Annotated in this window: 7 protein-coding genes; 2 read left to right on the top strand and 5 right to left on the bottom strand. The window is 62.0% G+C overall.

Features of this window, described 5'->3' with window-relative positions; translation table 11 throughout:
• Positions 1-15 precede the first annotated feature (15 nt).
• The 4 genes from A6U87_RS15785 to putA all read right to left on the bottom strand — a co-directional run bounded on the left by A6U87_RS15785 (position 16) and on the right by putA (position 8,526).
• Complete coding sequence (locus A6U87_RS15785; RefSeq protein ID WP_065692256.1) at positions 16-1,983, bottom strand: tyramine oxidase; 1,968 nt, start codon at positions 1,981-1,983, stop codon at positions 16-18.
• Between the two features lie 36 nt (positions 1,984-2,019).
• A complete protein-coding gene (locus A6U87_RS15780; RefSeq protein WP_065692255.1) occupies positions 2,020-3,426 on the bottom strand; it encodes an aldehyde dehydrogenase family protein in 1,407 nt (468 codons plus the stop codon).
• A 114-nt stretch (positions 3,427-3,540) separates the two neighbouring features.
• On the bottom strand, positions 3,541-4,461 hold the full coding sequence (locus A6U87_RS15775) for a helix-turn-helix domain-containing protein (RefSeq protein ID WP_065692173.1): 921 nt from the start codon (positions 4,459-4,461) through the stop codon (positions 3,541-3,543).
• Positions 4,462-4,815: 354 nt separating this feature from the next.
• On the bottom strand, positions 4,816-8,526 hold the full coding sequence (gene putA / locus A6U87_RS15770) for a trifunctional transcriptional regulator/proline dehydrogenase/L-glutamate gamma-semialdehyde dehydrogenase (RefSeq protein WP_065692172.1): 3,711 nt from the start codon (positions 8,524-8,526) through the stop codon (positions 4,816-4,818).
• A gap of 119 nt (positions 8,527-8,645) precedes the next feature.
• Here putA and A6U87_RS15765 point away from each other — a divergent pair, with 119 nt between their 5' ends.
• Complete coding sequence (locus tag A6U87_RS15765) at positions 8,646-9,116, top strand: Lrp/AsnC family transcriptional regulator (RefSeq protein ID WP_065692171.1); 471 nt, start codon at positions 8,646-8,648, stop codon at positions 9,114-9,116.
• Positions 9,117-9,128: 12 nt separating this feature from the next.
• On the opposite strand, the gene A6U87_RS15760 is transcribed toward A6U87_RS15765, so the two are convergent.
• Entirely contained in the window at positions 9,129-10,088 is a 960-nt protein-coding gene (locus tag A6U87_RS15760) for a LysR family transcriptional regulator (protein ID WP_065692170.1), read from the bottom strand.
• A 117-nt stretch (positions 10,089-10,205) separates the two neighbouring features.
• On the opposite strand from A6U87_RS15760, the gene A6U87_RS15755 reads away from it, so the two are divergent.
• Positions 10,206-11,606, top strand: a complete 1,401-nt coding sequence (locus A6U87_RS15755) for an MFS transporter (RefSeq protein WP_065692169.1) — start codon at positions 10,206-10,208, stop codon at positions 11,604-11,606.
• Positions 11,607-11,640 lie beyond the last annotated feature (34 nt).

The following is an 11,640-nucleotide window of genomic DNA, read 5'->3' as shown; positions in this document are numbered from 1 at the left end:
CGGCAAGCCTTCCTGTCAATTGCGGATGGTCAGCGCCGGATTGTGAGCGAAGAAGTTATGCGGCTCGATGTGGATCGTCTTCCACTCCGTCGACATGACCGGCCAGTCCTCCATGCGGGGGATGTGGTGGAAGCCTGCCGTGAACCACGTCACGATATCCTTGCCCATCAGCGGCTTGTTCGCCTTCACCCACTGCGGCAGCGTGTCCGAGCCGTCGCTCTGCATCGCAAACTTGCCGCCCGCATATTGCTGATCGATGTTGTAGACGGTGTTCCAGACCGAATACTCGATATAGGCGTTGCGCTTCATCGGCGGATCCTTCGCGAAATCGAAGGGACCGTAGGCGACGTCGCCATGATGGATCATCCAGCCCGGCTCCTGCCCGAGATATCCCTCGCGAGACGGGTCCGAGATCATGAAGTAGCGTGGCTTGGCTGCCGAGAGCTGGTAGCGAGCCTCCATTTCCGTCTTCGGCATCGTGTGCTGCACTTCCCACATCGACCGGCGCGGGTTCTTCGCATCGACCTTGGAGGGAACGATATCCATGGTCCCGAAGTGGTTGGCCGGCTGGTCGACGTCGAAGTCGATACGGAAGTTGAAGTAGTGGTCGTGGTTGGCGGCCACCAGGTTCGGTGCGATCAGCGTGCCATGAGCGGTGTCGGCCGCTGCTGTCGGATCGTTCATCGAGGTCGATGCGACGCCCTTGACCGCATCAAGACCAGTGGCGCCGATCATGATCCTGATCTGGCCATCCTGCTGCAGGCGGTAATCCATGAGGTAGTCGTAGTTGCCCACTTCGGACGCCGTACGGACGACGAGCTCGCTTGCAGGCCGGCCTTCCGCCGGGATCGGCTTCTCGGGGGTCTGTGCAAAGACCTCGAAGTGACGCCATGCCGGGTCACCGATGCTGCGCTCGAAAACGCAGATCGCATCGGGGATGGTCAGCGGGTTACCCTTGTCGTCGGCAATCGTTGCTGGCAGGAAGGTCGCATAGCTAGGGCAATCAACGCCTGCGCGCAGCGGGCTCAAGAAGAGACCGAAGCCATACTCCCCGCTGTCCATGTAGGTGCGCCAGTACCAGCCCTCGGTCGGATCCATATAGGGAACAAACACTTCCGACAGGTGTGACTGGTAGATCACCGAGCGCCATTTGTCGCCATCCTTGGCGTCGAGGTTGGAGAGCACGAGGCCCGGCCGCTTGTCGACGCGGAAGTTGAAGCGCCACATGTCCCATTCGAGATGGCTGCCTGTGATCTTGTAGTTCGGGCCGCCCTGCTGTGACAGCGTAGCCCGGTTCATCTGCGGGCGAAGCGGTTCGCGTTCGGCCACTTCCTTCTCGGTGTAGCCCCAGTTGTCCTTCGGCGCGTCGATCGCACCGGTATCGATCACGCGAAGCACCTTCTTCTTGCCGATGTCGTAGATGGCAAACAGGCCTTCGATCGGCTTTGCGTAATAGTTCGAACCTTCAGGCACCCGATAGCACGGGACCTTCATCAGTCGGGAGTTTTCATATTCGTCGGTGAAGAAGTTGCCGGCCGTCAGCGGCAGGCAGAAGGCCTGATCCGGGTTCAGCCCGCGCTTCTTCAGCCCGGCGATCATGTCGGGGTTCGCCAAGGCGCCCTGGAGGGCGTCCATGAACTCGGTGAACAGCACCATCGGCTGGCCCTTGATTGCCGTCGTGCTTTCGACGGTGCCCTTGGTGATATTGACCACGGCTTCCTTGAAGCCTTGCGGGCTGGTCAGCTGCACCTTCGCCTCACGGTCGAGCGCGTCGCCCTCCTTCCAGGAGAGCACGGCCTCCTTGGTCGGCTCCTTCAGCTCGATCAGCGGATAGAGCGTGTTGTCGTCGACAACCTTCTGGTCGCGCAGGATCTTGTTGATCTTCTGGTATTCCTCGGCTGTCAGCCCATCAAGCGGGTGAGCCATCGCGGCCGGAGCGACCAAGGCAGCCAGCAGGCCTGCCGAGGCGAGATATCGCTTCATGTTCATTGCGTCCTCCCTATCGTCGGTTCTCTATGTTCAAGCGAACACCACCTGGATGTCCGTGTATTCCTGCAGCCCTTCCTCAGCGAACTCGACGCCGAAGCCGGACGATTTGACACCGCCGAACGGAGCGTTCGGCTGGATTGCACCGTGCTTGTTGATCCAGACCGAACCGCATTCCATGCGGCTCGCAACGCGCTTGGCCGCTGCAATGTCGGACGACCAGACGGAACCGCCGAGGCCATTCGAGCTGTCGTTCGCCATGGCGATCGCATCGTCGACATCGCTGTAGCGAATGACAGGCAAGGCGGGGCCGAACTGCTCCTCATCGACCAGCGCATCGCCGTTCGTCAGGCCGGCGATGATCGTCGGCGGGAAGAACAGCCCCTCGCCGGGCGCACCGCCCAGCAGCACCTGGCCACGGCCCTTGGCATCGGCGACAAGGCGTGAGAGCTTGTCGAACTGCATGCGGTTCTGGACAGGGCCGAGCACGCTCGCCTCGTCCATGCCGTTACCAACGGGGATGTTGCGCGCGTAATCCACCAGTGCCTCGCAAACCGCGTCGTGGATCGATTCATGCACGTAGAGGCGCTTCATGGCGGCGCAGGTCTGGCCATTGTTGATGAACGCGCCCCAGAACAGGCCCTCGGCAATCGCCTTCGGATCGGCATCCGGCAGAACGATGCCGGCATCATTGCCGCCCATCTCCAGCGTCAGGCGCTTCATCGTCGGTGCGGCCGTCTGCATGATTTTCTGGCCGGTGGCGCAGGAACCGGTGAAGACGATCTTGCGGATATCCGGGTGGGCAGACATGGCTGCGCCAAGATTGAGGCCCTGGTCATCGCCGGTGACAACGTTGACGACACCCGAAGGAAGGACCTCGTTCATGATGGCAACGAGGCGCAATGTCGAAAGCGGCGTGAACGGCGACGGCTTGACGACCACGGTGTTGCCCGACCGCAAGGCCGGCAGGATATGCCAGACGGCAATCATGACAGGGAAATTCCACGGCGTGATAGATCCGACGACGCCAAGTGGCTTGCGATGCAGCTCGACGCGACCGTCGCTATTGTCCTGCAGTACCTTGACCGGCAGCGAAAGCCCGGTGGTGTAGCCGGCCCATGCGACAGCACCCCCCATCTCCCAACGCGAGCCCAGGCCATTCAGCGGCTTGCCCTGCTCGAGCGTAATGATCTCGGCAAGTTCCGCTGCATGTTCCTCGATCTTGGCGGTCACGGCCGCACAGGCGGCCTGCAGCTTTTCGTCGCTTTGCGCTGACCAGGCCGGAAAGGCGGCCTTGGCCGCGGCGACAGCCGCATCGAGATCCGCGCTGGTCATGTTGGGCGCGCGTCCTGCCTCTTCACCGGTTGCCGGGTTAATGACGGCAAAGGTTGCCGCATTGCGGACGGGCTTGCCGTCGGTCATTGCCACGTAGTCGGTCATCATCCACCTCCTCCTTACTCAAATGCCCTCGTGAGAGGGCCACTGGCAGAAAAGAATAGATCAGAAGCAACCGTGCGGCTTGGACTGGACCGTCCGTCGCCTTGGACAAATCCGTCAATGACAGCGCATGACCGCGCCGGGTGTCACACCGTATTTTTTCCGGAACTCGCGATAAAAATAGGACAGGTCATTAAATCCTGCATCGTAGGCGATCGGCGCGACACCGTCCTGCATCTCGCCCTGACCAGCCGCGGACAGGCGCGCATGGGCGGTCTCCAAGCGCCGCTTCAGCAGGCGATGGCCGGGGGTCTCGCCGAGCGCCTGGAAGTGCCGCTGCAGAACGCGTTCCGAAACGTTGAGCCTTAGCGCGAGCTCGCCGGGGCCGAAGGAGGGATCGGCACTGTAGCGATCGATCATTGCCAACGCCCGCGACACGACAGTCTCGGACGGAGCGCCGCCTTTGCGAAGGCCATGGAAATAGGCTCCCATCAGGCAGAAGAATGCCTCGCCGAGTTGCGGCTGAGCACCCTCCTCCGCGAGCATTTTCGACACCACCGCGCGCATCGCCAGCCAAAGCGGATCATCCCTAGAGATCGCCACGCCGCCGGTGCATCCATGGCCGAAGCGATGCACCATCTCGGCTCGCGGCATATGGATCGAGACCTGGCTGGAGCGCTGCCCCTCATAGACGAAGGATGAAGGATGCCCGGAATCGACCAGAAACATATCGCCCTGTGTCAGGCCGAACGAGCGCCCGCCTTGCTCCACGCGGCAGTGACCTGCGTCTTGAATCAGCAGGAAAAGATGTTCGCCCGGATCCCGGCGGATCGATTTCGGGTCGCGTTGCACATCCTTGACGTCGAGAGAGACAATTGCCGTGTCGAAAGATCCGATCCTTCGCGTGGCGACATCGCCGGTGACAAGACCGCTTCGGGTCATCGGCTCGACATCGAAATCACCGCAAACCTTGCGGATCGCGGCCCGCAGCATTTCCACCGGCATCGGCTTGTGCACCGGCATCATAAGCGATTGCATCGTCCCCTCCCTGGGCTTTGCAGATTGCTTGCAGCAGCACCGCTGGCGATGCTGATCGGCTTATCCTGTTGTCAGTCGAAGGTTCGGATGCAACAAATCCCCAGGCCGCCTCGGCAGCAGCCTGAAGTCCACGGGATCCGCACCTTCTCATTTTCTTATATTTGACTGACCGGTCGGTTTATGCAACCCTTTTTTATCGATGCATGAACCACGCGTCATCGACCGACAGGTCGTTGCCGGACGCGCCGTGAAATATCGCTCCTGAAATGAAGCATATCAAGTTGGAAATCACACCCCGGGCAGGGTGTGATCCGGCTGCCTGGTATGGCAGCGTGTTGTTCTCGATGCCTGGCGTCAGCCGATCGACATCAGGCTCGCGTTGCCGCCCGCTGCTGCGGTGTTGATCGACGTCGACACCTCTTCAAGCAACCAGTTGAGGCAGTAGGCCTCGGGATCGGTGGCGAGCTCCTGCGTGGACGCCGACTGTGTCAACAACAACGGCCCCGGCATCGCGGCAATCTTCTGTAGCATGGCCGAGACCTGTCCTGCGTCGCCCTCGATCAGTGCGCCGGACATTGGCTCCGGCTGAGCGAGCGCGTTGGCCCATGAGATCCTTTGCGCCACGCTTGCTGGAATTCCCTGCAAGCTGGATTGCAGGCTCGGATCGCAATCGATCACAGCCGTGTTCCCGGTGGCGAGGACGGAAGCCACCTGGCGACGCAGCCCGACTGCGGTAACGGGCGCGCAGTAGATCGCCCCGCGCGCGTGCAGCGCATAGAGATTGCGTTCGCCGACCGGGCCAGCGAGCTCGCTGTGCAGGCCAAGTGCCGACTGGCTGCCCAGCGTGCGCGCCATTTCCGCCTCGTCCTCGAGGCCCTGCTGGTCGAGCCACTTGGCGAAATCGGAGAGAACCGGATCGCTGTAGACCGAGCTGTGCTGCGGCGGGATCGGCGGCGTAGTGACGAGACGACCGAGATAAAGCGGCCCGCCGGCCTTGGGGCCGGTACCCGACAGTCCGCGACCACCGAACGGCTGCACGCCGACAACGGCACCGATGACGTTCCGGTTCACGTAGAGATTTCCGGCTTTGACGCGCGACGTGACATTGGCAATGGTTTCGTCGAGACGGGTATGCAGGCCAAACGTCAGGCCGTAGCCGGTGCCGTTGATGTTGTCGATCAGCCGATCAAGGTCCTGGCGGCGCCAGCGGATGACGTGGAGGACCGGCCCGAAGACCTCGCGCTTCAGGTCGGAGATTTCCTGAAGTTCGATGATGGTCGGTGCGACGAAGGTGCCGTGCTGTGCCGCCTGCGGCAGCTGCACGCGCTCGACGCTGCGACCGAGAGCCTGCATCGAGGCAACATGCGTTTCGATGATATCCTTGGCGTCGGCGGTGATTACCGGCCCGATATCGGCGGCAAGGCGATTGGTATTGGCGATCGACAGCTCGCGCAAAGCACCCTTGAGCATAGCCAGCGTACGGTCTGCAACGTCTTCCTGAAGGCAAAGGATGCGCAGAGCCGAGCAACGCTGCCCAGCGCTATCGAAGGCCGAGGCGATGACGTCGCCTACAACCTGTTCGGCAAGCGCGGAGGAATCGACGATCATCGCATTCTGGCCGCCGGTCTCGGCGATCAGGGGAATCGGACGACCGTCCTTCGAGAGCCGCTTTGCAAGCTCAGCCTGGATCAGGCGGGCAACCTCGGTCGATCCGGTGAACATTACCGCAGCGGTTTCAGGCGCGGCCACCAGCGCGGCCCCTACCCGGCCATCGCCTGGCACCAACTGCAGGACGTCGATGGGCACGCCTGCTTCGTGCAGGATCCTGACGGCTTCTGCAGCAATCAGCGGCGTCTCTTCGGCAGGCTTCGCCAGCACCGGGTTGCCGGCGACGAGCGCGGCTGCAACCTGCCCGCTGAAGATGGCCAGCGGGAAGTTCCATGGGCTGATGCAAACGACCGGGCCGAGCGGCGCATGAGACGGCCCCAGCGTACGGCGGGCCTGTTCGGCGTAGTAGCGCAGGAAGTCGATGGCTTCGCGGACTTCCGCAATCGCATTCTGCACGGACTTCCCGGCCTCGCGGATGATCAGGCCGAGCAGCGTTTCGATACGGGCCTGCATCAGATCGGCAGCGCGGTCGAGCAGCGCCGCTCTGTCGCCGGGCGATACCGTTGCCCATGACGGTGCCGCGCCCAGCGCCGCCGCCGCCGCGGCAGACGTTTCCTCGAGACTTGCTTCGCGAACGCTGCCGACGAGATCGCGCTTGTCGGCAGGATTGAGAACATTACGCGGGGCACCGGGATTGATCGTCTGGCGAGGGGTGGCCGTCCAGCCGCCGGTGGCGCTTGCCTTCAACGCGTCGGTCAGTTGCTGCAGCACGGCTTCATTGGAGAGATCGAGGCCTTCCGAATTCTTGCGCAGGCCGTAGAGGTCCGCAGGCAGCGCAATCTTGTCGTGCTTCTGGCCGACGATCGCCATCTTTGAAACGGCTTCGACCGGGTCGGCGACCATTTCCTCGATCGACACGTTCGGATCGGCGATCCGGTTGACGAAGGAGGAGTTCGCGCCGTTTTCCAGGAGGCGGCGCACCAGATAGGCAAGCAGCGTCTCATGGGTACCGACCGGCGCGTAGATCCGGCACGGACGGTTCAGCTTCTGGCGGCCGACGACCTCGTCGTAAAGCGGTTCGCCCATGCCGTGCAGGCACTGGAACTCGTATTTGCCGGTGTGATAGTCCGACCCCGCCATCTGATAGATGGTCGCCAGCGTCTGGGCGTTATGGGTGGCGAACTGCGGGAACACCGCATCGGTTGCCGCCAGCAGCTTCTTGGCGCAGGCGATGTAGGAAACGTCGGTGTAGACCTTGCGCGTGAAAACAGGGAAGTCTTCAAGACCGTCGACCTGGGCGCGCTTGATTTCGGCGTCCCAATAGGCGCCCTTGACCAGGCGCACCATGATGCGGCGGCCGGCGCGGCGGGCGAGATCGATGATATAATCGAGGACGAACGGGCAGCGCTTGCCATAGGCCTGAACGACGAAGCCCATGCCGTTCCAGCCGGCAAGATCGTCGTCGAGGCAAAGGGCTTCAAGAAGATCGAGCGACAGCTCCAGCCGGTCGGCTTCCTCCGCGTCGATGTTGAGGCCGATATCATAGGATTTCGCGATCAGCGCCAGAGCCTTCACCCTGGGCAGCAGTTCGGCCATGACACGCGAGCCCTGGGCGCGCGAATAGCGCGGATGCAGCGCCGACAGCTTGATCGAGATGCCGGGGCCTTCATAGATGCCACGGCGATCGGACGCCTTGCCGATCGCATGGATCGCCGTTTCGTAGTCCTTGTAGTAGCGCTCCGCGTCGGCGCCCGTCGTTGCCGCCTCGCCGAGCATGTCGTAGGAATAGCGGAAGCCGCGCTGCTCAAGCGCCTTGGCGCGCTGCAAGGCTTCGTCGATCGTCTCGCCGGTGACGAACTGCTCACCCATCATGCGCATCGCCATGTCGACACCGCGCCGGATGACCGGCTCGCCGCAACGCGCGATCAAGCGTGTCAGTGCTGCCGAAAGGCTGCGATCGTTGACCGTGGAGGTCAGCTTGCCGGTGACCACGAGACCCCAGGTCGCCGCGTTGACGAACAGCGAGCGCCCGCCGCCGAGATGGGCCTTCCAGTCACCCTCGGAAATCTTGTCGCGAATGAGAGCGTCACGGGTCGCTGTATCCGGGATACGCAGCAGCGCCTCGGCAAGACACATCAGCGCCACGCCTTCCTGGCTGGACAGCGAGTACTCATGCACGAGACCTTCCACGCCAGTGCCCTTGTGCTTGGCGCGGAGCGCTTCGACCAGCTTGCGCGCCGTCTCGGCCGCAGCTTGCCTGACCTTCTCGGGAAGAGCCGCAGCAGCAACGAGCCGCGGGACGCAGACCGTCTCGGGCGTCCGGTAAGCATCCGTGATTGCCTTGCGTAGTTCGCTCTGCGGTCGGATCGCCGGGGCAAAACCATCAAAAGGATTTGCTGCGCCTGGCGCCTGTTCTAGAGTGGATTCAGCGACTACAGCGCCTTCATTGATCGTCATCGTTTGCTCCTGATCCGGACGTGCCTCAAGATAGCAGATGTGAAAAAGTCAATTTTACTTGATTTGGCGCCACGATTTCTGTAATTCGCCATTAAATCGTCGCTCTAAAGGTAATAACTGTGGCCAGCTCGGTTCAAGGCAGAGAAATCGACCAATTCGATTACAAGATAATCGAGGCACTGATGAGCGACGGCAGAATGTCGGTTACCGACCTTGCAAAACACGTCGGCCTGTCGAACACGCCTTGCCAGGTCAGACTGAAAAGGCTGATCGAAGACGGCTATATTCTCGGCTTTCGCGCCATCATCGACGTCAATAAGCTTGGCAGGAATCACGTCGCGTTTACAGAGGTGAAACTCTCCGACACCAGGGAAAATGCCCTGAATGCGTTCAATGTCGCCGTCCGGAAGCTTCAAGAAGTGGAGGAGTGCCATATGATCGCCGGCGCCTTCGACTACCTCCTCAAGATCCGCACTTCCGATATTGCAAACTACCGGCAAGTTCTCGGCGAGAAAATCTCCAGCCTGCCCTTCGTTGCCAACACCTCGACCTTCGTTGCCATGGAGGCAATCAAGGAAAACGGAACCTGAGGCAGCCGGGGTTCAGGCTGCCATCGACACGCCCATGCTGCAGCCCGATGCCTTGAGGGCTGCCGAAACGACCTCGATGAACAGGCTGCGGAACCAGACGGACCGCCCGTCGGCGCGATCGACCCGTCGATAGAGCATCGTCACCGGATCGGCCGGCAACTCCAGTGGCGGTGCCGAGATCGCCAATCCATGCAGTTGCGCCATACAGCGAGCAATCGATTCAGGAATGGTCGCGATCGCCGGCATGGCACGAAGCGCTGTCGGCAGCGCGGAGAAGCGCGGCACTGTCGCCACCACCTGGCGACGCAGCCCGGCCCGGCCGAGCGCCACGTCGATATTGTTGACGCTATTGCCTTCGAACGAGACCGTGACGTGCGCGGCCCCGATGAAATCCTCGATCTTCAACGGCGCCTTGAGGTTCAACTGACCGGGATCGTAGACGCAGACGGATGATTGACTGAACAACGGCGCGCGGATGTGCCACGATGCCGGCTCGTCATGCACCGCGACGCTGAAGTCATATTCGCCTTCGTCCAGCATGCGTGCCGCGTCCCGCTTGTCGGACGCCACTCCGATCAGCCGGGCGCCAGGTGCTACCTCGCGCATGCGCGCGATCAGCGGGCCGAAGAACGCCGACTCCAAATTGTCACACATGCCGATCTTGAACTCACCCTGCCAACTTGCCGGGTCGAAGGCTGCCGGCGGCCTGATAGCGCGTTCGATCCCGGAAAGGGCATCCTCGATCGCTGGAGCGATTGCAAGCGCCCGTGGGGTCGGCTGCAACCCGCGTCCAACCCGCACGAACAGCTCGTCATCCAATGTCTCGCGCAGCCGCTTCAGCGCCGCGGACAGACCTGGTTGGCCAAGAAGCAGCCGCTCGGCCGCACGGCTGACGTTGCGCTCCTGCATCAACACGGAGAAAGCCAGCAGCAGATTCAGGTCTATTTTTCGAAGGGTCGCATCATTCATCATTTCTAGCAATACCTGACATGGTTACTATCAATTTGCAATAGGTTTGGGAGATGTACATTTTCTCGTTCCTCTGGCGTCAGCACCTCCCGCGCGCCAGCACAGAAGGAACGATCACCGATGACTATTTCCCAATCCAAAGGCGGAGCCGGGCTAGCGTTGCTGCTGCTCTGCGCCGCCAATTTTCTTGATGCGATGGATGTCTCAACGATCGGCGTGGCACTCCCGGCCATTCAGGCCGAGCTCGGCATGAAGGCGACCTCGCTACAGTGGGCGGTTAGCGCCTATGTGCTCGGTTATGGCGGCTTCCTGCTGCTTGGCGGCCGTGTTGCCGATGTTTTCGGCCACCGTCGTGTCTTTCTCTGGTCGCTCGGCGTCTTCGCTGCGGCCAGCATCGCCGGCGCCTTCGTCGATAGCGGTCCGACCTTGATTGCCGCGCGCCTGATCAAGGGTATTGCCGCGGCCTTCACCGCCCCGGCGGCTCTGGCACTCCTGCTCTCCGTGTTCGGCGAAGGAAGCGCCCGCGCGAAAGCGCTCGGCGTCTTTGCCTCGACCGGCGCCACCGGTTTCGTTCTCGGCATGGTTCTGGGTGGTGCCGCCACAATCTTCAGCTGGCGGGCGACGCTCATAATGGGTGCTCCGGTTGCGCTTATCGCGCTTGCCCTTGCACCGTTCGTGCTGCCTGCCGATCAGCGTCGGACAGGCCCGCGCCCGTCGTTCGACTGGGCCGGCGCGCTGACGATCACCCCCGGCCTGCTGCTCTTCGTATTCGGCATCACCAATGCGGCCGCTTCCGGTTGGGCCGCGTTTCCCACCTGGGGGTCATTGCTCGCCGCATTGATCCTGATCGGCCTCTTTCTTCTGGTCGAGTCGCGCCATGCCGAGCCAATGGTACCGCTTGGCATCTTCCGCCGCGCCAAGCTTAGCCATGCCAACGCAATTGCCGCCCTCTTCCAGGGCGTCTATGTCGGCTTCCAGTTCATTGCGACGCTCTACTACCAGAACGTCATTGGCTGGTCAGCCTTTGCGACTGGGTTCTGCTTCGCCTTCGGCGGCGTCTGCGTGATGTTCCTCGCGCCGCGCTTTGCGACGATCGCACAGAACCGTGGCACCACCGGACTGATGACGCTTGGTGTCGCCTTGCAGGCCTTCAGTTACATCTTCTGGATCCTGAGCGTCGGCCAGATCAACCCCATCTGGCTGGTCGCATTGTCCCAGATCCCGCTTGGCGTCGGTTATGCGATGACATACCCGTCCGTTCAGGTCGCAGCCCTGTCGGATGTTGACGAAGACAAGTCGGGCCTAGCGTCCGGGCTACTCTTCGCCTCCTTCCAGATCGGCGGCGGCATCGTGCTCGCGGCAGCGTCCGCAATTTTCGGCGCGGCTTCCAACTGGGGCTGGGACCCGTATTTTGCAGGGATCACCTTCATCGCCACCCTGGCGGCGGTGGTGACCTTGGCAGCCGCATTGGGCCCTCGGACGTCCTCGTTGCGTGACGACGTCTACCAGGCGGCCGAATAGTCCTTGGGCAGCCAAGAGATCGGTACAAGATGCC

It is taken from the genome of Rhizobium sp. AC44/96 (genome assembly GCF_001692185.1).
Lineage (GTDB): Bacteria > Pseudomonadota > Alphaproteobacteria > Rhizobiales > Rhizobiaceae > Rhizobium.
Note: the sequence above shows the minus strand (reverse complement) of the source record. Positions and strands in the feature narration are given on the sequence as shown.

Bases quoted from the DNA above. Each gene is read 5' to 3' on its own strand.
- A6U87_RS15780 (WP_065692255.1), bottom strand. From the start codon at position 3,426: ATGACCGACTACGTGGCAATGACCGACGGCAAGCCCGTCCGCAATGCG.
- putA (WP_065692172.1), bottom strand. From the start codon at position 8,526: ATGACGATCAATGAAGGCGCTGTAGTCGCTGAATCCACTCTAGAACAG.
- A6U87_RS15785 (WP_065692256.1), bottom strand. From the start codon at position 1,983: ATGAAGCGATATCTCGCCTCGGCAGGCCTGCTGGCTGCCTTGGTCGCT.
- A6U87_RS15755 (WP_065692169.1), top strand. From the start codon at position 10,206: ATGACTATTTCCCAATCCAAAGGCGGAGCCGGGCTAGCGTTGCTGCTG.
- A6U87_RS15760 (WP_065692170.1), bottom strand. From the start codon at position 10,088: ATGATGAATGATGCGACCCTTCGAAAAATAGACCTGAATCTGCTGCTG.
- A6U87_RS15775 (WP_065692173.1), bottom strand. From the start codon at position 4,461: ATGCAATCGCTTATGATGCCGGTGCACAAGCCGATGCCGGTGGAAATG.